The sequence below is a fragment of the Lysinibacillus sp. CNPSo 3705 genome (genome assembly GCF_028674935.1).
Taxonomy (GTDB): domain Bacteria; phylum Bacillota; class Bacilli; order Bacillales_A; family Planococcaceae; genus Lysinibacillus.
Map to the genome: position 1 here is coordinate 1 of NZ_JAQZSD010000023.1, position 22713 is coordinate 22713.

Annotated in this window: 23 protein-coding genes and 1 pseudogene; 22 read left to right on the forward strand and 2 right to left on the reverse strand. The window is 37.4% G+C overall.

The features are described from left to right. From PVA17_RS11625 to PVA17_RS11665, 9 genes and pseudogenes are all read left to right on the forward strand, one after another. Window positions 1-304 (forward strand): annotated as a pseudogene (locus PVA17_RS11625) (CsxC family protein); the annotation flags it as partial. 544 nt (window positions 305-848) lie between these two features. Further along, a complete protein-coding gene (locus PVA17_RS11630) occupies window positions 849-2282 on the forward strand; it encodes a BC_2427 family protein (protein WP_274067772.1) in 1434 nt (477 codons plus the stop codon). Between the two features lie 137 nt (window positions 2283-2419). Further along, the gene (locus tag PVA17_RS11635) at window positions 2420-3205 is read left to right on the forward strand and encodes a CsxC family protein (protein ID WP_132356838.1); all 786 of its coding nucleotides are present in this window, start codon (window positions 2420-2422) and stop codon (window positions 3203-3205) included. A 427-nt stretch (window positions 3206-3632) separates the two neighbouring features. After that, on the forward strand, window positions 3633-4982 hold the full coding sequence (gene mtaB / locus PVA17_RS11640; protein ID WP_132356837.1) for a tRNA (N(6)-L-threonylcarbamoyladenosine(37)-C(2))-methylthiotransferase MtaB: 1350 nt from the start codon (window positions 3633-3635) through the stop codon (window positions 4980-4982). Window positions 4983-5168: 186 nt separating this feature from the next. After that, window positions 5169-5840, forward strand: coding sequence for a deoxyribose-phosphate aldolase (gene deoC / locus PVA17_RS11645; RefSeq protein ID WP_274067773.1), 672 nt, complete (start codon window positions 5169-5171; stop codon window positions 5838-5840). Between the two features lie 651 nt (window positions 5841-6491). After that, entirely contained in the window at window positions 6492-6977 is a 486-nt protein-coding gene (locus tag PVA17_RS11650; RefSeq protein ID WP_132356835.1) for a DedA family protein, read from the forward strand. Window positions 6978-7156: 179 nt separating this feature from the next. After that, window positions 7157-7384 carry a spore coat associated protein CotJA gene (locus PVA17_RS11655; protein WP_132356834.1) on the forward strand — a complete coding sequence of 76 codons (228 nt, stop codon included), beginning with the start codon at window positions 7157-7159 and terminating at the stop codon, window positions 7382-7384. After that, window positions 7377-7640 (forward strand): spore coat protein CotJB, encoded by a 264-nt coding sequence (locus tag PVA17_RS11660; RefSeq protein ID WP_274067774.1) that lies wholly within the window; start codon window positions 7377-7379, stop codon window positions 7638-7640. The genes PVA17_RS11655 and PVA17_RS11660 overlap by 8 nt, the downstream gene beginning before the upstream one ends. Before the next feature lie 131 nt (window positions 7641-7771). Beyond that, the gene (locus tag PVA17_RS11665; RefSeq protein WP_274067775.1) at window positions 7772-8341 is read left to right on the forward strand and encodes a manganese catalase family protein; all 570 of its coding nucleotides are present in this window, start codon (window positions 7772-7774) and stop codon (window positions 8339-8341) included. Window positions 8342-8662: 321 nt separating this feature from the next. Here PVA17_RS11665 and PVA17_RS11670 read toward each other — a convergent pair whose 3' ends face one another. Then, on the reverse strand, window positions 8663-9319 hold the full coding sequence (locus PVA17_RS11670; RefSeq protein ID WP_132356831.1) for a potassium channel family protein: 657 nt from the start codon (window positions 9317-9319) through the stop codon (window positions 8663-8665). A gap of 25 nt (window positions 9320-9344) precedes the next feature. Next, window positions 9345-10682 (reverse strand): TrkH family potassium uptake protein, encoded by a 1338-nt coding sequence (locus PVA17_RS11675; RefSeq protein ID WP_274067776.1) that lies wholly within the window; start codon window positions 10680-10682, stop codon window positions 9345-9347. Between the two features lie 471 nt (window positions 10683-11153). Between PVA17_RS11675 and rpsU the strand changes: the two genes are divergently transcribed. The 13 genes from rpsU (at window position 11154) to recO (ending at window position 22686) form a co-directional block, all read left to right on the forward strand. Then, on the forward strand, window positions 11154-11327 hold the full coding sequence (gene rpsU / locus PVA17_RS11680) for a 30S ribosomal protein S21 (RefSeq protein ID WP_004227078.1): 174 nt from the start codon (window positions 11154-11156) through the stop codon (window positions 11325-11327). Between the two features lie 311 nt (window positions 11328-11638). Continuing rightward, entirely contained in the window at window positions 11639-12970 is a 1332-nt protein-coding gene (locus PVA17_RS11685; RefSeq protein WP_274067777.1) for an NfeD family protein, read from the forward strand. 3 nt (window positions 12971-12973) lie between these two features. Beyond that, the gene (gene floA / locus PVA17_RS11690) at window positions 12974-13978 is read left to right on the forward strand and encodes a flotillin-like protein FloA (RefSeq protein ID WP_132356828.1); all 1005 of its coding nucleotides are present in this window, start codon (window positions 12974-12976) and stop codon (window positions 13976-13978) included. A gap of 26 nt (window positions 13979-14004) precedes the next feature. After that, window positions 14005-14487: a hypothetical protein gene (locus tag PVA17_RS11695; RefSeq protein WP_132356827.1), complete on the forward strand. Its 483-nt coding sequence runs from the start codon at window positions 14005-14007 to the stop codon at window positions 14485-14487. 54 nt (window positions 14488-14541) lie between these two features. Next, window positions 14542-14802 carry a hypothetical protein gene (locus PVA17_RS11700; RefSeq protein WP_274067778.1) on the forward strand — a complete coding sequence of 87 codons (261 nt, stop codon included), beginning with the start codon at window positions 14542-14544 and terminating at the stop codon, window positions 14800-14802. Next, window positions 14792-15910 (forward strand): sporulation protein YqfD, encoded by a 1119-nt coding sequence (locus tag PVA17_RS11705; protein ID WP_274067779.1) that lies wholly within the window; start codon window positions 14792-14794, stop codon window positions 15908-15910. Before PVA17_RS11700 ends, PVA17_RS11705 begins: the two co-directional genes overlap by 11 nt. A gap of 2 nt (window positions 15911-15912) precedes the next feature. Continuing rightward, window positions 15913-16869, forward strand: a complete 957-nt coding sequence (locus PVA17_RS11710) for a PhoH family protein (protein WP_248716559.1) — start codon at window positions 15913-15915, stop codon at window positions 16867-16869. Between the two features lie 309 nt (window positions 16870-17178). After that, window positions 17179-19299 (forward strand): HD family phosphohydrolase, encoded by a 2121-nt coding sequence (locus PVA17_RS11715; RefSeq protein ID WP_274067780.1) that lies wholly within the window; start codon window positions 17179-17181, stop codon window positions 19297-19299. A gap of 8 nt (window positions 19300-19307) precedes the next feature. Continuing rightward, window positions 19308-19781: an rRNA maturation RNase YbeY gene (gene ybeY, locus PVA17_RS11720; RefSeq protein WP_132356823.1), complete on the forward strand. Its 474-nt coding sequence runs from the start codon at window positions 19308-19310 to the stop codon at window positions 19779-19781. After that, a complete protein-coding gene (locus PVA17_RS11725; protein WP_132356822.1) occupies window positions 19782-20132 on the forward strand; it encodes a diacylglycerol kinase family protein in 351 nt (116 codons plus the stop codon). Window positions 20133-20238: 106 nt separating this feature from the next. After that, window positions 20239-20652, forward strand: a complete 414-nt coding sequence (locus PVA17_RS11730) for a cytidine deaminase (protein ID WP_132356821.1) — start codon at window positions 20239-20241, stop codon at window positions 20650-20652. Further along, a complete protein-coding gene (gene era, locus PVA17_RS11735) occupies window positions 20639-21556 on the forward strand; it encodes a GTPase Era (protein WP_132356820.1) in 918 nt (305 codons plus the stop codon). The genes PVA17_RS11730 and era overlap by 14 nt, the downstream gene beginning before the upstream one ends. A 335-nt stretch (window positions 21557-21891) precedes the next feature. Further along, a complete protein-coding gene (gene recO, locus PVA17_RS11740; RefSeq protein ID WP_132356819.1) occupies window positions 21892-22686 on the forward strand; it encodes a DNA repair protein RecO in 795 nt (264 codons plus the stop codon). The last annotated feature ends 27 nt before the right edge of the window (window positions 22687-22713 follow it).

Below are 22713 nucleotides of genomic sequence, written 5' to 3' on the forward strand. Positions count from 1 at the left end.
TCGATTGGATAAAGCATTCTTCCAAAATCTAGTTAAATACAATGAACAACCATTTGGCGAGTTAGTAGCTGCAAACTTCTTTGAACTTGATTTTTCACCAGTTATGGCAACACCAGAAGGCACTTTCGACACATTACGTGAAAAAATCGTGCTAGAGCTTACAGTAAAAGTACTGCAAGTTCAACAAATTCGTCTTGGAGCAGGCACTAGTGTTATAACTCCTGTTCTTACAGGGCTTACTCCTCCAGTTAGTCCTCCTACTCCTACGCCAACTCCGACTCCTCCTTCTAATCCTTGTTGTTAATCTCGGATTTAGAGGAGCAAAATAGACAAGAACGGGCATTTCGTAGGCACTAAAAAAACCTTAAATGGCAGTTGAAAGTTCGGATAAATCCAACTTTCAACTGCTTTTTGTATTAAAAATAGTGGATAGATAAAATTTTGGGTGCTATCGTCTCTCAAAATATGGGTATCTTAATTGCTACCCGAAATTTGGGAAGTAATCTGTGACAAAAGTTAAAATAAAGCATAGAATGGATTGTAATTAGTGCAAATACCTAGATCAAAGTAAAAGTAGCTCATAATCGTTTGACAATATTCAAAAAAGGAGCATTCATTAAAACTTTACACATTTATAAATTATTCGAAAAAAAATAGAAGAAAAAGTGTTTAGCTGTTAGCAAACATTAAAAGAAATGAAAAGGGCAGTTTTAGCAATCCATGGCAACGTAAGTAAATGAACTACTTCGTGAGTTTTTCCTGAAGAAAACGATTTTGAACATGTTTCTCTTATCGTAGGATTTTATGGATCAAATGTTTCACAATAAACATTATTTGGGAGTGAACGAATGCAAACTCCATGGATTAACTATAAAGTGATGAAAGAGATAAGTTCCGAACAAAAATATAATTGTCAAATTGAACCCATCGAAATGGATCAAGCATCGCAACAGAATCCTCCTTATTCCGATTTTGTAAATAATTCACTTGATAAAGAAAAAGAAAGTGAATCCATTCTCGTACCACATGTCATTCCTTCTGAAACGAATGTAGGGGATGAAATGGATAATCCTCTTGATGCAGACGATGTAGAAGAAACCAAGCCTGTGGAAGAAATGAATGATCCTCTTGATCCAGAACATATAGATGAAACCAAGTCCATGGAAGAGCAGGATGTTGTAGCTTGTTTAGATTCCGTCATTCCTCCTGAAACCAATATAGAGGATAAAATGAATGATCCCCTAAATATAGAACCTTTGGAAGAGCAGGATTTTGCATCACATGTAGATTTCGATTGTGAACTACCTAATCCTTCTGAAACGAATGTAGGGGATGAAATGAATGATTCCCTTGATTCAGACGATGCAGAAGAAACCAAGCCTGTAGAAGAACAGGATTTTACAACCCAACTAGACTCTAAACGTGAAACTTGTAGTCCTTGTGAATCCGATGTTGGGAAGAAAAAAATATGTCTTATCGATTCAGAAGAGATGGAAAATAGCAATTTTATAGATCGTGTTCATGCATTGTCTCGGTCAGTACAAGGGGAAGTACATTCTAAAACGAAAAAAAGCTTATTCTCTACTCACGTAGAAATTGACGATTTTCTTCATGCTCCTATCTGTGGGGAGGTTGTTAAAAATACATTTGATTTTCTTGAGCCAAACAATCATCTAACTCCGCAATTTGAAACGAAACTATTTAGTACTACAACGGATTATCCTGAACAACCTGATTGTCGTTTAGTTCACTCAAAAATTAATCAAATTACATTTTTAATGAAAACTGATACTTATGATAAAAATAATCAGAAGAGTAATCCGTCTAAATCAGTTGTTGTTCCCTTACATAACACACAATCAACTAAAAAAGGAGAAATCGATTATCACTCTTACTGTTCCGGTGACTTTATGCACATTAGAGCGCCAGTTGTAGTTGGGGAATATAAAATAGAAATATGCCTTGAAGAGAAGATCGTATTTGAAAAAGGAATTGAGGAGGTTAAAGATATCTCGAATGAGGTAGTATTAACGAATTGTAGATTCGTTCCTCATCAATTTTCTCAATCATTAGGTAATGGGACATGTTCAGCGCTGAGGGGACATTTATTTATTGAAGGTTATATTCATCAGAGTATTGAATATACAGTATCCCACATTGGGAATGCAGTACCTGCACAAAATGAGTCATTAATTCATTCAAATCAAATGTGTCAAAACATAGTATTAGAAATAATCATTCATTTGCTACAAGCACAAAAAATTCGAGTGCCTAAGATCTAAAGGATGCTTAAGCATATATCTCTGCTCAAAAAACTCTTTTTTAAAAAAACTAGTGTATATGTCCATATATGGATTAAATCCCGACATATTCTAGCGATATGAGTACTCTCATAAAAAAAAAGAAAAGAGGGAACATTTTGAGTGAACAATTAGATAATCAAGTAAATAACGTTAGTAAAGGTGAACCTTGTCCAGTGGCGTCAACTGAACAAATACCATTAACTAGTGCTATTACTCCAGTAATCGCTACACCGGTTACGGCTCCAACTATTAAAGTTCCAGTTGTACTTGCAGAACCAACAGTTCAGATCGTTGTGGAGTCGGATATTACGCTTACTCCTGCAGCAACTGAAATCAAAAGAGTGAAAAAAAATGTATTCTTAAATCAAGTAAAATTAGTACCGGTTAGCTTTGCACGTATTGACAACACTGACTTTTTTGCGGTAACAAGAGCTAAATTATTTGTAGCAGGACATATTCGTAAAAATATAGAATATGCTTCATCTGCATGCAATGGGGCACTTCGTGATAGAATTGCCGATGTTCAGTTTTCTGGTTTTACAGATCTTACTTTCCCACAAACACCTGGAGGTCCTACTCCGATCTTAGGAATTTCCGAGTTTGCCGAAGCGAACTTCCTTAATGAAAAAACGCAAATGGATGCTCGATTGGATAAGGCTTTCTTCCAAAACCTGGTGAAATATAATGAACAGCCATTTGGCGAGTTAGTAGCTGCAAACTTCTTTGAACTTGATTTCTCACCAATTATGGCAGCACCAGAATGTACTTTCAGCACATTGCGTGAAAAAATTGTACTGGAACTTACTGTAAAAGTACTGCAAGTTCAACAAGTCCGCCTTGGAGCTGGCACTAATGTAATAACTCCAGATCTTTTCGGACTTACGCCTCCTACTAGTATATGATAATCTCTAGTTTTTAGAGGAGCAGAACAAGTAAAGGTATCTCTTTTATTTGGAAAAACAACAACTATGTAAAATTTAATGAGCACTAATAAAAATCCAATATTCGAGAGGGCAGTTGAATGTTAGGTTGCTTCTAATGTTCAACTGCCTTTTTAAATTTTATACCCAAAGGAATTAATTTGTGGATTAAGAGGACAGGAATGATGTAGGGAATAGCAGGGCCTTAAAATAAAATGGAGCAAGAAGGATTTTGGTTTAGTGGAACAGCCTATGATCAAGCAGGTACTCAATACTATAGTGCCTGTTTTTTTATTCAAAAAAATAAGCTTAGCCAAAAAGCTAGGCTCATTATATTCATTTGTGCTATTATAAGACACGTTAATAATTTTATTTATTGTAGTGTACTCTTGAAAGGATGATATATATTATGAGTAACGAGCGACCGAAAATCGTGAGTTTCCATACTCTAGGTTGTAAAGTGAATCATTATGAAACAGAAGCGATTTGGCAGCTATTTAAAGAAGAAGGCTATGAACGTACGGAGTTTGATCGTCAAGCAGACGTTTATGTCATTAATACATGTACAGTAACAAATACAGGAGATAAAAAATCACGTCAAGTTATCCGTCGTGCTATTCGTCAAAACCCAGACGCTGTCATTTGTGTAACAGGATGTTACGCTCAAACATCTCCAGCTGAAATTATGGCGATTCCTGGTGTTGACATTGTTGTAGGTACACAGGATCGTACAAAATTAATTGGCTACATAGACCAATATCTTACTGAACGCCAACCAATTAATGCAGTCCGCAACATTATGAAAAATCGCGTTTATGAGGAATTAGATGTACCGGCATTTACAGACCGTACACGTGCATCTTTAAAAATACAAGAAGGCTGTAATAACTTCTGTACGTTTTGTATTATTCCATGGGCACGTGGGTTAATGCGTTCTCGAGATCCTCAAGAAGTATTGAACCAAGCTCAACAATTAGTGGATGCAGGCTATCTAGAAATTGTTTTAACGGGTATTCATACAGGTGGCTATGGACAAGACTTAAAAGATTACAATTTAGCTCAGCTACTACGTGATTTAGAGGCAAATGTGAAAGGCTTAAAACGTCTTCGAATTTCTTCGATTGAGGCAAGTCAATTAACAGATGAAGTGATTGAAGTTTTACGCGAATCAAAAATTGTTGTTAATCATTTACACATTCCAATCCAATCTGGCTCTGATACCGTTTTAAAACGTATGCGTCGTAAATATACAATGGAGTTTTTCGGTGAACGCTTAACTAAACTACATGAAGCTTTACCAGACTTAGCTGTCACTTCTGATGTAATCGTAGGTTTCCCGGGAGAAACTGAGGAAGAGTTCATGGAAACATATAACTTTATACGTGATCATCAATTTTCTGAATTACATGTATTCCCGTTTTCTCCACGTACAGGTACACCAGCAGCGCGTATGGAGGACCAAATTGACGAGGACATTAAAAACGAACGTGTTCACCGATTGATCGCATTAAATGACCAATTAGCAAAGGAATATGCTTCTCGCTTTGAAGATCAAGTACTAGAAGTAATTCCTGAAGAATTCGTGCATGATGGAAGTGAAGAAGAGGGGCTATTAACAGGTTACACAGATAATTACTTAAAAGTAGTCTTTGAAGGTCCTGAAAGCCTAATCGGTCAGCTTGTAAAGGTGAAAATTATTCAAGCTGGATATCCACACTCTAAAGGACAATTTGTTCGTGTTTTAGAAACTGTAAAATAAAAATAGTAACTATGAAGAGAAGCACCGTCCGAACTTTGGACGGTGTTTTACTTTTTTGATTGAAGAGATGTCGTTTATTAACTTATAGAAATCCCTTACTATAAAAGAAATTAGACGGAAACGTTAAAAAATGTTATGATGCCAAAGAGGTACGTACAACTTGTTGGTAGAGGAGAGTTTATTAAAATGGAACAAAATTTTGCGCGTATGATTGATCACACATTATTAAAGGCTGAAGCAACAAAAGAGCAAATCGAAAAATTATGTGCGGAGGCAAAACAATTTAACTTTGCTTCTGTTTGTGTAAATCCAACTTGGGTAAATTATAGCAGCGAGCTTTTACAAGGCTCAGAGGTCTTAGTTTGTACTGTAATTGGCTTCCCTTTAGGTGCTAACACGCCAGCAGTTAAAGCATTTGAGGCGAAAGATGCGATTGCTAACGGTGCTAAAGAGGTAGACATGGTTATCAATATCGGTGCGTTAAAGGATAAAAATTATGACCTTGTGCAAGCAGATATTGCTTCAGTTGTTGAAGCGGCGAAAGGTAATGCACTTGTAAAAGTAATTATTGAATCTTGCCTTTTAACGGACGAAGAAAAAGTAAAAGCATGTGAGTTAGCTGTGGCAGCAGGTGCTGATTATGTGAAAACATCAACTGGTTTTTCTACTGGAGGCGCAACAGCAGAAGATATTGCATTAATGCGTAAAACAGTAGGCCCAGATTTAGGTGTAAAAGCCTCTGGCGGTGTCAGAAGCTTAGAGGATATGAAAAAGATGATTGAGGCTGGAGCAACTCGTATCGGAGCAAGCTCTGGTGTTGCTATTATGAACGGATTAATTGCAGATTCTAATTATTAATAGTAATGAAAATCCTTATATAGTAAGGTATATGGGGCTGTTCGTTATGAACTAGCCCCTTATACATTTAGAATTTAAAAACCCCATTAACCCCCACGCTTAAAATCCCCCAGCAATTTATAACAAATATTTAATCAATCGATCTATTGTTATTATTTCATCCACATCCCCCTCTTTTTAACTTATAGTAGATGATGTATTATTGAGAGTAATTGCAAAAATGTTTAGGAAGGAATATGATAAATTTTAGGTTTTACAATAAAGTTTTTATAGATAAAAAATATAGTTATTGGACTGAAATTTTTTCTTTATAGGAACTTTGTATAGATATAAACCGACTTCTTACATAATTTAGTAACATCGATAACATAAAGTATCGTAAAACGGGTCAATCATTCGTTAACTACTATATTTTCGTCTGAGTTGCCTCTCAAATTTTTAACTTCTTTCAACAAATGTTTTGGCAGTGAAGCGAAGCATCAGCTACAAAAGTCAATGCGGAATTAAGTTACTTTTCAGCGGGTGTACAAACATCTGCTATTATGCCAAGGTATAATTGATTCATCATCCCGGTGTTTTAATAAGCAAAAATGGGGTAATATAGATATTTGATAAAAGTAACGAATTGTATTAAAAAAGGAGAAACTATCCGTGGAATTCATAAGCAGTTTTATAAGTCAATATGGATATATTGCTATATTTTTACTTTTATCTTTAGGGATAATTGGCTTACCTGTCCCAGATGAAATCTTGATGACGTTTGTGGGATTTATGTGTCAAGAGGGGCATTTAAACTATCTATTGAGTATACTTTTAAGTTTTCTAGGCTCAGCTACTGGTATGATCATTAGCTATTTAATAGGTAATAAATTAGGGAAACCTATAATATTAAAATATGGGAAATGGATTGGTCTTAATAATAAACGGTTCGTTAAAGTTGAACGATGGTTTCATCGTTTTGGACCATGGACAATAATCATCGGATATTATGTTCCAGGTATTAGACATGTTACAAGTTACATGTCTGGAATAACTCAGATGAAATTTAGGACTTATCTCGCTTTCGCTTGTTTTGGAGCTTTGACATGGGTCATTATTTTTATTTCTATAGGTTATTTTCTTGGTATAACTTTATAAAAATGCATAAGGGGTACAAAAAACAGCTCGCGTTTTTCGAAATGCGAGCTACTTTTGTGTTCTTTGTATGCGAGTGCTTACTAAATGTACTTCCTTCTGATCAAAACACTACTTTGAATAAAAATTTCATCTACCTCATATACTCCACTGATGTAATTGATTACAGAAGGGAGGATACAATGTTCACTCAATTTAAATATTGGAAGCCTTATATTAGCCCATTCGATCCATGTCCACCTATAAGGGTTAAAAGTTTTTCTACACCACCCCAATTGTATATAGGTTTTCAACCACCTGGGCTACCACAATTTCAAACCCCTCAAGAAGCTCTTAGATCCGGCACATTATGGCCTCAATTATTTAGCCCCTATCCAAATCCCCAAAAAGGAGGGATGAAGAATGAGTAAAGAGATGCCACCAGAATTTTATAAGCTACTTGAAGAAATACAAGCAATCGATTTTGTAATCGTGGAATTAAATCTTTATTTAGATACTCATCCTTACGATTATGATGCTATCCAGCAATTTAATGAAAACACTGAAATAAGCATGCGATTTAAAGTTGAATTTGAGCAAAAATTTGGTCCACTTATGAATTTTGGGAGAAGTTATTCAAATTATCCTTTTAATTGGATAGATACACCTTGGCCATGGCAAGTTTAAATTTATTAGCAAATGTTTTGGTAGCGAAAGCAAAGCGGCAGCTATAAATGTTTGGGTAACGAAAGCAAGCTATAAATGTTTTGATATTATGCCTAGGTATAATTGATTATGAGTAACTAGGAGGAATTTTTTTGTGGTATTACGAAAAGAAGCTCCAATATCCAGTAAGGGTGAGTACATGTAACCCAACGTTAGCTAAGTATTTAATTGAGCAGTATGGTGGTGCGGATGGAGAATTAGCAGCGGCACTTCGATATATGAATCAGCGCTATACTATTCCAGATAAAGTGGTTGGTTTGTTGACAGATATAGCTACAGAGGAATTTTCTCATTTGGAAATGATTGCTACGATGGTTTATAAACTTACGAAGGATGCCACTCCAGAGATGCTGAAAGAGGCAGGTCTTGGAGAACATTATGTCAATCATGACAGAGCATTATTTTATCAGAATGCAGCTGGATCACCGTTTACGGCAACTTATATTCAGGCTAAAGGGGATCCGATTGCTGATTTGTACGAGGATATTGCGGCTGAAGAAAAGGCACGAGCGACATATCAGTGGATTATTGATTTATCAGATGACACAGATTTGAATGATAGCTTGAAATTTTTACGCGAACGAGAAATCGTCCATTCTCTACGTTTCAGAGAGGCGGTAGAGATTTTAAAAGACGATAGGGATAGCAAGAAAGTCTTTTAATTGCCTCCATCCATTATTTTTTGTAAACGACAGCAAATCGATTGGTACAAGTGTTAGTTTCTTTTCAAAGGAAGTTCAAACCGCTACTGACATAAGATAACTCAGTCTAAGAATGCCACGTCCTGTGGAAAAAATCGTGCAAGGCAAAGCACAATGTCCACTATAGACGCATTGTTTATCGAGGTGACAATGACAAAAGTTTACTGCGCGAAAGCAAGGCGGCGGCAGCGATTATGCCGAAGCATAATTGATAAAATATAGCAGGCTGTTTCAGGGGGGGAAATTACCTTTTGGCGCAGCCTCTTTTCATTTATGCTTTTTCTATTCAATATTTGAAAATACAGTGAGATCCTTTCTATGCCCAATCATAACTAATATATCTTTTTCCTCAATAATTTCATCTGGAGAGGGTAAAATGGTAATATTACCGTCTCGAACTATGGCGATAACACTGACATTATATTTAGCCCGAATGTCTAAATCCCGTAAATTATGGCCAGCCATGTTAGAAGGAATCATAATTTCCTCTATACTGTATTCTTTTGACAATTCAATGTAATTTAGCATATTCGGTGAAAGTAGCTGATTGGCTACACGTTCCCCCATGTCTCTCTCAGGGTAAATAACCCATTCAGCACCCACCTTATCTAAAACTTGTCCATGTCTTTTTCCAAGAGCCTTTGCAATTATTTTTTTGATACCTAGCTCCTTTAATAAGGAAACAGTTAAAATACTTGATTGCATATCAATACCTATAGCAACAATGACACAATCGAAATTTCTTATCCCAATGGAGTTAAGAGCTTTTTCTTCTGTCGTATCGGCAACTACTGCATGTGTAACATATTGTTCGGCATCTTCAACTCTTTCCTCGTTAATATCGATTCCTAAAACTTCGTGTCCAGCTTCATACAACTTGCGTGCTACGCTAACGCCAAACCTACCTAGACCTATAACAGCATATTGTTTGATAGACATTGTACACATCGCTCCTTTATCATCGTTATCCAATCATAATATTTCCTTTTGGATGACGGAAAGCCCCTTTTTTCCGTCGATTTGTAATGGCAAAAGCAATTGTTAAAGGGCCTAATCTTCCGATAAACATCGTTAATATGATAAGAAGACGGCCACCAATTGATAGCTCGGGTGTTAGCCCCATTGAAAGTCCAGCTGTTCCAAATGCAGAAGTAGCCTCAAATAAATACATCATAAAACTATGACGTTGTTCAATGATACTTAAGACAATGGTAACAAGTACGACAATCATCATTCCACACATTGTGACTGTTAAAGCTTTTAAAATTGTTTCATGAACGATTCTACGTCTAAAAAGCACAACATCTTCTTGCCCTTTTAATTGAGACCACATCGTAGCAACTAAAACAGCAAAAGTCGTTATTTTAATACCACCAGCCGTTGATCCAGAACCGCCTCCGATGAACATTAGCCAAATGATTAAAAATAATGTTGAATGTGTTAAATCACTAATAGGAAGGGTATTAGAGCCAGCAGTTCTGGGTGTAACCGCTTGGTATAATGAACCAAGAATTTTGCCCCATCCAGATAGTTGCCCAAGGGTTTTACTATTTCCGTATTCAAATAAGAAAATTAAAAGTGTCGAGCCGACTGTTAAAATAAGCGTTGTCGTTAATACAATTTTTGTGTGCACTGAAAGTCGTTTCATTTCACGGTATTCATAAAGTTCATTTATAACAATAAACCCTAAGCCTCCAATCGTAATAAGTGCACAAATAGTTATTACTACGAAAGGATCATCTACGTACTCTGTTAAGCTCTTAAACCCACCCATTAAATCAAATCCTGCATTATTAAAATTCGATATAGCATGGAAAAATCCGAAATAAATGGCCTTACCTACTGGCATATCGAATGAAAAACGAATAGATAAAATGATACCACCTATAAATTCAATCAGTGCGGTAAATAACAGTATCCTTTTAACTAATTTAACTAGACCAGCAATTGTAATGTTATTAAATGCTTCCTTTAACAAAAGCCTTTCTTTTAAAGAAATTTTTTTCCCTAATAGCAAAAACAATAACGTTGCGAACGTCATAAAGCCCAATCCGCCAATTTGGATAAGAAACAGAATAACTAATTCCCCAAATATCGAAAATGTATCACCGGTATCTACAACAACGAGTCCTGTTACACAGGTAGCAGAGGTAGCAGTAAATAAAGCATCTAAAAATGAAAGACCTTTACTATCGACCGTTGCAATGGGGAGCATTAACAAAAATGTTCCGATTGAAATGATGACGGCGAAGCCTAACACAAGTATTTTGGGAGGATTTAATTTATTTTTAAATGTTTTCATTTTTATCTCCTCATTAAACCTTTCATTTAACTTCTTTCAGCAGGTGTCTAAACATCCGCTGAAAAAGAACGCCACGCCCTGTGGCATTTATCTACAAGTTATCGCTTTTGCGCAAAAACATCTGTAGCTGTCGCTTTGCTTTCGCTACAAAAAACATCTGTAGCTGTCGCTTTGCTTTCGCTACAAAAAACATCTGTAGCTGTCGCTTTGCTTTCGCGCACGTCTACAGGTCTAAGCTCAAAGCTAATTCTCGGCGCAATTATGCCGAGATATAATGGATCACTTTGTATGTTTATGGTGTCCAAAAGCAAGCTGAAAATTCTTAAGGTAATAAAACCAAAAATTCATCGGATTAATTCGTACACTTTCTATTGACCATTTTTAGACAATACGTTATAATTCTTTAGTACACAGCAAATGGTTATTTGCCTATTTGTGTATTGACGTGTGTTCGGAGGGAGGGAAAGAGAGATGTCAAAAACTGTCGTTCGCAAAAACGAATCGCTTGAAGATGCTCTTCGCCGCTTCAAACGTACTGTATCAAAAAGTGGTACAATTCAAGAAGTTAGAAAGCGCGAGTTCTACGAAAAACCTAGCGTAAAACGTAAAAAGAAATCAGAAGCTGCACGTAAACGTAAGTGGTAATTTAATTTCCCATTAAAAATCCCTACGTTCATAACACGCAATTGTATGATTCACTGAGCAGACAAAGATATACCTGAAATTAATCGCATGTCGGTTAATTTCAGGTATTTTACTTTAAGCACTCAAAATTACGTACATATTGAAGAAGCCGAATGTAATCGCTGAGATTCATTCGGCTTTTATGTTATATTCTGATTGTATAAACGTAAATTAATAATTCACACTATAATAAAATTATTAGGATTTTTGAAACTTTTCGGTTAGTCAGTCGTATATACAGGAGAGAAGCATGTTAGAAGGGAGGGAAAAAGATGCGGAGACGAAGAACCCTCAGTTATTTAATAGTTATTTGGATGACATTTTTGTTAGCGTTGCCATTAACGTCGGCTTTTGCAAGTAGTAAGGTGTACCACATACCTATTCATAATGAAGTAGAACGAGGACTTCACGCATTTTTAGAACGAGCTTTTAAAGAGGCGGAAGAAAACTATGCAGAGGCGATTATTTTAGATATTCATACGCCAGGCGGTTTCGTGAATGCAGCAGGTGATATTGCTATGCTAATGGATGCAACGGATATACGTAAGATTGCGTATATTAACAAAGACGCGCATTCTGCAGGTGCTTTTTTAGCCTTACATGCGGATGAAATCTATATGGTGCCAAATGGAACAATCGGGGCGGCTGCAGTAATTGATTCAGCAGGAAATGCAGCAGACTTAAAGGCTCATAGTGCATGGGTTGCTCAAATGGAGGCAGCTGCAGAATCGAAAAATAATCGTAAGCCGATTTATGCACGAGCGATGGCTGATGCATCTGTTGATTTACCAGATTTTCGAGCAGGAAAAGGGAAATTATTAACTTTATCTGCTTCGGAGGCAGAAAAAGTGGGTTATTCTAATGGAACGGTTTCGAATTTCCAGGATCTTTTAAAAGCTACCCAACTAAATGGTAGTGATATCATTCCGGTTGAACCTACTTTTGCTGAAAAACTTGCTCGATTTATTACGAATCCGATTATAGTTCCGATTTTATTGTCGATTGCAAGCTTGGGACTTGTAGTTGAGCTTTATTCGCCAGGTTTTGGTGTTCCAGGTATAATGGGATTGTCAGCACTTGGATTATTTTTCTTCGGGCATATGGTGGCAGGCTTCGCAGGTTATGAAACATTACTTTTATTTATTGTAGGCTTAGCACTTGTTGTTGCGGAGTTTTTTGTCCCGGGAGGTATTGTTGGTATTTTAGGTGGTGTGTTAATCTTACTAAGTCTAATACTGGCAGGTGCAAACATGATGCAAATGCTTGTAGCGATTTTCATTGCGCTTGTTGTAGCGATAATAGGAATGGTGATCCTGATGAAATTTTTTGGTAAAAAATTGCATGTTTTAAACAAGCTAGTCTTGATGGATGCGACAACAACGGAAGAGGGCTATGTCTCTAACGTGAATCGCACAGAGTTGCTCGGAAAAGTAGGTACAACGGTTACACCACTTCGTCCGGCAGGTACAATGCTATTTGGTAGTGAACGTATTGACGTAGTATCGGAAGGTGGCTATGTTGATGCTGGAAAACATGTAGAAGTTATTAAAGTAGAGGGCTCACGTATTGTTGTGAGACAAACAGAAAAAGAGATGGAGGAATAACAAATGGGTATTGATTTTGCATTAATAGGTCCAATTGCGGGGCTAGTCTTATTATTCATTGTTGTCGCGGTATTCTTTACCTTTGTACCAGTGGCGCTGTGGATTTCTGCACTTGCTGCAGGTGTCCGCGTTAGTATTTTCACATTAATCGGTATGCGATTACGTCGTGTAATCCCATCACGAATTGTGAACCCATTAATTAAAGCACATAAAGCAGGTTTACCTGTGACGATTAATCAATTAGAAAGCCACTATCTAGCAGGTGGTAATGTTGACCGAGTTGTCAATGCGTTAATCGCAGCTCATCGTGCAAATATCGAGTTAACATTTGAACGTTGTGCGGCAATTGATTTAGCGGGGCGTGATGTATTAGAAGCTGTACAAATGTCTGTTAACCCGAAAGTTATTGAAACACCATTTATTGCAGGTGTTGCAATGAACGGGATTGAAGTAAAAGCGAAGGCACGTATTACAGTGCGCGCAAACATTGAACGTTTAGTCGGTGGTGCTGGTGAAGAAACGGTTATTGCCCGTGTAGGTGAGGGGATTGTTTCTACAATTGGTAGTGCATCTAGTCATACGACAGTTCTTGAAAATCCTGATATGATTTCTCAAACTGTATTAGCAAAAGGCTTAGATTCTGGAACAGCATTTGAAATCTTATCGATCGATATTGCAGACGTTGATATCGGCAAAAACATTGGTGCTGAATTACAAATTGAACAAGCTCAGGCTGATAAAAACATCGCCCAAGCGAAAGCTGAAGAACGTCGTGCAATGGCTGTAGCAAACGAGCAAGAAATGATTGCACGCGTACAAGAGATGAAGGCAAAAGTAGTAGAAGCAGAAGCTGAAGTACCGCAGGCGATGGCCGAAGCTTTACGTTCGGGTAATCTTGGTATTATGGATTATATGAACTACCGCAACATTCAAGCAGATACAGCGATGAGAGATTCCATTTCTAAAGTAAGCTCAGATAAATCGGAAAAAAATGAACCTAACGAATAAAAAACGGAAAGGAGCAGTACTAATAAGTGGAACAATTAATTATATTTGTGATAATTGCCATAGTCAGCTCTATTTTCGGTAAAGCAAAAAAGAAAGAACAAACAACACCGATGCCTCCTTTTAATAAGGATTCACATGTTGAGCCTCCTGTTAAAACAGAGATGACTTCAGAGCGACCTGCTTCTAAACCACAGAGCTTTGAGGATTTTGCACGTGAATTTTTAGGTGAAAGGAAAAATGAACAGCCTAAAGTGGAAGAGCCGAAAAAAATTGTCGAAGAAACAGGGAATAAGGACATTCCAAGCTATGCAGCTCCACCGTTAATCCCAACTGACAAAGTGAGTCGTACTTCGAATCGAGAAAGTATCGGTCGTTTAGCTGCTGGGAAAAAAGCTGCGGGAGTAGCTGAATCGCAATCTGCTTTTCAATTACCAACATCAAAAAAATCATTAATGCAGGCTGTTGTAATGGCAGAAGTTTTAGGTCCTCCTAAAGCAAAAAGAAAATAACTAGCATGTCCTCCTTTTTCGATGCATATATTGCCGAAGAAGGAGGCATTTTTTATGAGAAAACTATTTCAATTAACGCCACTACTTGAATTATTACAATATAATACATTAAAAATCATTGGCCCATATCGTTTTCTACATGCTGATGCTTCATCATGCTCTTTTATTTATGCAGACTATCATATTACTGTGCGTGGGAAATCAGTGGAAATTAATGCTCTTAAAGAAGAAATGCTTCATCTTTCTGTAGAGGATTTGCAGGAGCTTCATCTGAAAATGACAAAGGATATGGGTGTGAGCGATAATGTGGAATAATCGGCCAATTATCATACGTATAAAGCGCCATGAAAATGTTCATCCTTTTATTCAAGCATTGCATGCACAACATGTGCCATTAAAGCGGATTGTCTTTCGTGAGCAAGAGGTTACTTTTGAAACAACGATGCATTATTTACCAAAGATACGCCGAGTACGTAGTCGATACCGACTGAAAATGGCTATCTATTATGCAGATGAGCTTCAAGTTTTTCGAGCGCAGCTTTGGACTTTACTTGGTCTAGCGTTGATGATAGTAATACCATTGCTATGTGCACAGGTTATTTGGCGTATTGATATTAAAGCGGCAACGCCAGAGTTAGAGGAACGTCTAGGAAAGACCTTTCAAGATACATTTCAACTAGAAACACCTATTTCTAAAAAAGACTTACCCTCAGATGCTGTTATTCGTCAGAAGCTATTAGAAGGGCATCGAGATCTTTCATGGGTGCATATTGAAAAGCATGGTGGACGTGTAACTTTACGGCCTCAGGAATCTCCGAAACAAACTAAACAAACGAATGAGAAACTAGCAACGCATTTAGTAGCAACAAAAAGTGGTGTTATTACGAATTTTAATATTCAAAATGGTGAACGAAAAATTTCAGTCAACGATACTGCTTACGAAGGTGATGTTCTTGTAAGTGGCGTAATTGAAAGTGGCGAAGATCAAGTTTTTGTTGGGGCGAAGGGAGAGGTCTACGCTGATTATTGGCTCGAATGTTCATTTAAAATTCCAACAAAGCTAACGATGGAAACGCTACAACAGAAGCAGTGGCGTGTATTAGTGAAAGGCATTCATCAAGAAAAAGAAAAAATTGACTATGTGCAAAAGAAAGATATACCAAGCTGGCTCGATCAGTATGTATCAATTGTTGAAGAGCAGTACACTAAAAAAGTGCAAGTGGAGCTTGATGAATCCAAAAAAGATTCGCTGCTCTTACCATTACTTCATGAAAAGGTAATACGTTCATTACCTGCGAAAACGGTTATCAAAAAAGAAAACCTTTTACAGGTAAAGTGGGGGAATGGTACAGTTGAAGGGAAAGTTCTATTTTTAGTCAATGAAAATATTGCCAGTCCAATACAAGGCCCACAAGGAGAATGATTATGTCAGAACATTTAACTGTATTACAAGTGGATAATCCAAACGAAGCGGTTATGCTACTCGGAATTTCCGATGCAAATATGAAGTTAATCGAAGAGGCACTACAAGTCCACATTATTACACGTGGTGAACAAATTCAGCTTGCTGGTGAAGAGGATGCAAAGGAACATGCGACTTTCCTTTTACATGCTCTTCTAAAGGTCATTCGTAAAGGAATTAATATTGATCAGCGTGATGTTGCAACTGCTATTGAAATGACACAAAAAGGAACGATTGAATATTTTGCAGAACTTTATGATGAAGAAATTGCACGCACGACGAAAGGAAAGCCTATTCGTGCAAAAACAATCGGTCAACGTGAATACATACAAGCAATCCGTCATAAAGACGTTGTTTTTGGTATCGGTCCTGCTGGTACTGGGAAAACGTATTTAGCGGTAGTCATGGCAACGCAGGCGCTAAAAAATGGGCATGTTAAGCGTATTATTTTAACACGCCCTGCAGTAGAAGCAGGAGAGTCTCTAGGCTTTCTTCCGGGGGATTTGAAGGAAAAGGTAGATCCTTATTTACGACCTCTCTATGACGCTTTAAACGATATTTACGGGACAGAACAAACTCAAAGACTTATTGAACGAGGTACAATCGAAATTGCACCTTTAGCATATATGCGAGGCCGTACATTAGACGACGCCTTTGTTATTTTAGATGAAGCTCAAAATACGACACATCAGCAAATGAAGATGTTTTTAACGCGATTAGGCTTTGGCTCAAAAATGGTCATTACCGGCGACAAAACACAAATTGATCTTCCGAAAAACACGGAATCTGGGTTAATCGTAGCAGAACGTACACTAAAGTATGTAAAATCAATACACTTCCAAATTTTAGAACAGGGCGATGTTGTACGCCACCCAATCGTAGCAAAAATCATCAAAGCCTACGAAGAACAGCAACTTTAATAGGACCGCTAGCGGTCCTATTAAAGTCTGCACCGAAAGTGAAGTGAAACGGAACGACAGGTGCAACTAAGTTTAGAAAGTCTGCACCGAAAGTGAAGTGAAACGGAACGACAGGTGCAACTGGGTTTAGAAAATGTGCATCGAAAGTAGCGATTGTATAAAATTTAACAAACGTGAAAACACTTGGAAAATGGAAAAATTTGTGACAGCTATACAAATTGTATAGCTGTTTTTTTGCTTTCTTATACATTTTTCGGGAAAAATGTTTTTTGAATTGGTATGATAGTAGATAGATAGAGGAGGTGCCGGATGGAGAAACAATTAAAAAAATTTACAGAACTTATTGGCTTCCGCTACTTTTTAATTGTCGTTCTCATCTTAACAGGAGCCCTACAATTTGCTTTTATGTATGGCAATGTTAAAGGTGTTACATATGATTTTAAACCATTACAATTAGCGCCTGAAACAGTACGATCTACTAAAACGATAGAAGATACTTATAAAACACAGCAGGAACGAGAAAAAGCAGCAAATGCGGTTGCGCCAGTCTATCAATTTTCTGCGGATGTTGCTAAGCAGCGAGCTGCGATTGTAACGTCTTTATTTGACTATGTACTTGACGTAAAAGCGGATGTTGAGGGTAGCAAAGAACCTATTCCAATTGACGACCAAGTGACGAAGCTCCGTAAAAAGTTTGAATCCATAGATTCAGAGCAAATGCCGATTATCTTTACCGATTCACAGCTAGAAGGATTGTTAGTACAAAGTGAAGCAGATTTAAAAAGAACAAGTACGCACCTTTCAAAATCTGTGCAGGAATATTTGCAAAAATCTATTCGATCAGAAAATGTATTTGCGGGTCAAAATGATTTTGAGACAAAAATTCGTGGACAACGTGGCTATCCAGATAAAATATTTAATACGGTAGTTTTAATTGGACGGACGAGTATTATCGAAAACGAAACTGTAAACGAAGAACAAACGAAAATTCGAAAGGATCAAGCGAAGGAATCGGTTGAACCAACTCGAATTCTTCAGGGGCAAATCATCGTACAGGAAGGTCAAATTATTGATAATGAGGCATTTCGTCAATTAGAACTTTTAGGTATGGTCAGTAATAAGGCATCGATGAAACCGATTGCAGGGCTGATTATTTTAATACTTTTGGAAATGACGTTTATGTTTGTGTTATTTGAACGTTCGGATACAGATGAGCACAAGAAACGTAATGCCTTGTTGGTGACAGTAATTGTTTATGGTTTATCCATTTTGCTGATGAAATTTATAAGCCTAGTTTCTGGTGGCTTCGATGTTACGGTTGCCTTCCTTTTCCCAACAGCTTTGGCAACAATGCTTGTACGGCTCTTAGTGAATGATCGTGCTGCGGTACTCATTACGGTTATGACAGCGGCATCTGCGGGTGTTATTTTTCAAGAGGGTTATTCATCTGTTATGCAGATGGAAATTACACTGTATATAATTTTTGGAGGCTTTGCGAGCTTATTCTTTTTAGGTAGTATGGAAAAGCGTTCGCATATTCTACATGCTGTAGGTGTTATAGGGCTAGTAAATATGTCGTTTATCGCATTTTATTTACTGATGACACAATCTACTTACGGCTTGTCAGAGTTAGTGTATTACTTTATAGCGGCATTGATATCGGCGCTATTATCAGGTGCTCTTACAATGGGTCTGTTACCATTCTTTGAATCAGCATTTAGTTTATTGTCGTCGTTGCGTTTAATTGAATTATCGAACCCAAACCATCCGTTGCTGAAAAAATTACTAATGGAGGCTCCAGGAACATATCATCATAGTGTAATGGTGGCAAACTTAGCGGAGGCAGCATGTGAGGAAATTGGAGCAGATGGATTACTGGCTCGTGTAGGATGCTATTATCATGATATTGGCAAAACGAAGCGTCCTGCCTTTTTCATCGAGAATCAAATGTCTGGTATTAACCCACATGATTCATTGCCCCCTGAAAAAAGCGCGGAAATTATAATTGCGCATACAACTGACGGAGCTGAAATGCTAAAACGTTATAAGATGCCACAGGAAATTATCGATATTGCCTTGCAGCATCACGGATCTAGTCTGTTAAAGTTCTTCTACTTTAAAGCGAAGGAAGAAGGAAAATGTTTAGATGATACAAAGTACAGATATCCAGGTCCGAAGCCACAAACGAAGGAAGCGGCAGTGATTAGCGTTGCAGATAGTGTTGAGGCAGCGGTGCGATCGATGAAGGAACCGAATGCAGAGAAAATTCAAAAGTTGGTACGCGCAATAATTGATGATCGAGTACAAGACAATCAATTTGATGAATGCGATATTTCAATAAAAGAGTTAAAATGTATAGAGCGAGTACTTTGTGAAACGTTGAATGGAATTTTCCACTCACGAATTGAATATCCAAAGGCAGATAAGTAGGAGGATCTATGATTTTAACAATTGATTTTACAGATGAAACAAATGAAGTAGCTGCTGAGCATATGGAGCTTGTTGAAAAGCTTTTGCAGCATGCTGCGAAAATAGAGAATATGGAGCCGGAAACAGAAGTGTCAGTAACGTTTGTTACAAATGATGCGATTCAAGAAATCAACCGAGAATATCGTGACAAGGATCAACCGACAGATGTTATTTCTTTTGCCTTGGAGGAGTTAGGTGAGGGAGAAATAGAAGTAACATTTGAAGGGATGCCCCGTGTGTTAGGAGATATTATTATTTCAACAGATCGTACGAAAGAACAAGCAGAAGAATACGGGCATACTTTTGAGCGGGAATTAGGATTTTTAGCGGTTCACGGTTTCTTACATCTACTTGGCTATGATCATATGGTGCCAGAAGATGAAAAGGTGATGTTCGGTAAGCAGGATGAGATTTTACAAACTTTCGGCTTAGGACGAGAATAAATGAATGTTCGCAAATTCGTACGCTCCTTTGGGTATGCCTTTAAAGGTATCATTACAGCCTGTACCGAGCAAAATTTCAAGTCCCACTTGCTAAGTGCAGGAATAGTTTTGATTGCTGGCTATTTTACGGATTTATCACATATTGAATGGTATATAGTGTTGCTATTAATAGCACTAATGTTAGTACTTGAAATGATTAATACTGCAATTGAACGAGTAGTGGATTTAGCTTCACCTAATATCCATCCGCTTGCAAAGCAGGCTAAAGATCTTGCAGCAGGCGCAGTACTTGTATTTGCGATATTCAGTGCTATAATCGGATTACTCATATTTATACCAAAATGGTTTTGATAGTACAAAAAATCATTAATCGGTCATGAAGTAGTAACAGTTGTGCTGAAGAAATATGATTTATTCAATTACGCCAAGGCGAAATGGATTTGTAGAGGAGAACATAATGACAATTGATATGCATGCATTACTAGAAGAATCAAAAAAAGCGCGTGAAAAGGCTTATGTACCTTATTCAAAATTTAAAGTTGGCGCGGCGATTTTAACGAAAAATGGAGAGGTTATTCATGGTTGCAATATTGAAAATGCTGGCTATAGTATGACCAATTGTGCTGAACGTACAGCCTTTTTCAAAGCTGTATCAGAAGGTATTTATGATTTTGAGGCGATCGCTATTGTAGCTGATACGGATGGGCCATGTGCGCCATGTGGGGCTTGTCGTCAAGTGATGATAGAATTTTGCAAACCATCTATGCCTGTATATTTAACAAACTTAAAAGGTGATGTCACGGTAACGTCTGTAGGCGAATTACTACCGTTTGCATTCACAACGGAGGATTTAGAGAATGCTGGAAAATAACAATGGCTATAAGTCAGGTTTTATCTCCATAATCGGTCGCCCAAATGTAGGGAAATCAACATTTTTAAACCGTGTTATAGGTCAAAAAATTGCGATTATGAGTGATAAACCACAAACAACACGAAATAAAGTACAAGGTGTACTAACAACAAATGATAGCCAAATGATTTTTATAGATACACCAGGAATCCACAAGCCAAAACATAAGCTAGGGGATTTTATGCTAAAGGTTTCTAAAAATACTTTGCGTGAAGTGGATGTTATTATGTTCATGGTAAATGCAGAGCAGAAACTTGGGAAAGGTGACGAATTTATCCTTGAAATGTTGGCGGGTAATCCAACGCCTGTCTTCCTAGTGATTAATAAAATCGATCAAATTCATCCTGATGAACTAATGGGGATTATTGAAAGTTACAAAGAGCGTTATGACTTTGCTGAAATAGTTCCAATTTCCGCATTACAAGGGAATAATGTTGAAAATTTATTAGCAACATTAGCGAAGTATTTACCAGAAGGTCCACAATATTACCCAGCAGATCAAGTAACAGATCATCCTGAGCGTTTTATTATTTCAGAGTTAATTCGTGAAAAAGTGTTACATTTAACGCGTGAAGAAATACCCCATTCCATTGCTGTTGTTATTGATAAAATTCGCCGTGATGAAGAAAATGAAGATAAAATTCGTGTAGCAGCAACAATTATCGTGGAAAGGGATTCTCAAAAAGGGATTGTCATTGGTAAACGTGGAGCGCTATTAAAAGAAGTAGGGATACGTGCAAGAAAAGATATTGAAATGCTTCTTGGTTCAAAAGTGTATTTAGAGCTTTGGGTAAAGGTACAAAAGGATTGGCGAAATAAATCAACACATTTACGTGACTTCGGTTTCCGTGATGATGAATATTAATAGGAAAAGCTGTTAAGTTCCAAAGCTTACTAACATTCCTGTTTATCGCTGTAGTTTTAAATGGAGCTGTCCAATAATTATTGGAGAGCTCTATTTTCACTTCTTTCAGCAAGTGTTTTTTGTAGCGAAAGCAAAGCTACAGGAATTTGGACACTGCTGAAATAGAGGGACGCAGTCTAAGGACACCACATCTTGTGGCAATATTGCTGTGCGAAAGCAAACGACTGTGCAATACATGACTGAGTGACCAACATCGTGTTGCTGTCGCTACGTTAGCTCTAAAGCCTCCGGACGCGCATTATTGATTGCAAAGCTTGTAGAAAGGAGGAGGATCGATGCTTCATAAATGGGAAGGAATTGTCCTAAAGGTGCGTGCCTATGGGGAATCAAATAAAATTGTAACATTACTAACAAGAGAAGCAGGAAAGGTTGCAACAATGGCGCGTGGAGCGAAGAAGCCTTCCAGTAGGCTAGCATCCGTGACACAGCCATTTACGTATGGCATGTTTATGGTACAGCATCATACCGGTATGGGGACATTGCAACAAGGAGAGCATCTAAATTCAATGCGTCATATTCGTGAGGATATAATGGCAACGGCCTATGCAAGTTATATAATGGAGCTTGTCGAACGTGTAGTAGAAGAGGGGAAACCAGAGCCACTTGCATTTGATGTGCTCCTTCAAGCATTACAAGCAATTGAGGAAGGTTACGACCCGGAGGCCATTACATTGTTCGTTGAATGGAAAATGCTACCCTATACGGGTGTGCAGCCTATATTACATGCTTGTGCTGCTTGTGGGGCAGTAGACGGTGAATTTGCATTTTCTTTTGTGCAGGGAGGTTTTTTGTGTCATCGTTGTTATCATCATGATCCTTATATCATTCGATTAACACCGACTCAGCTTAAGCTTATCCGAATGTTCTATACTGTTCCAATTGACCAAATTGGGAAATTAGAATTAAAAAAGGAAACCAAATATTTTATTAAAAAAATAATTACAACAATTTACGAAGAACAAACAGGAATTCGTTTTAAGACTAAAAAATTTATTGAACAGCTTGAAAGAACGCCTGAATTTCAGTTAAGAACGAGTACCGATCAAGTAAAAAAGCCAGAAGACCATTAATTATGATCTTCTGGCATTTTACTTTTT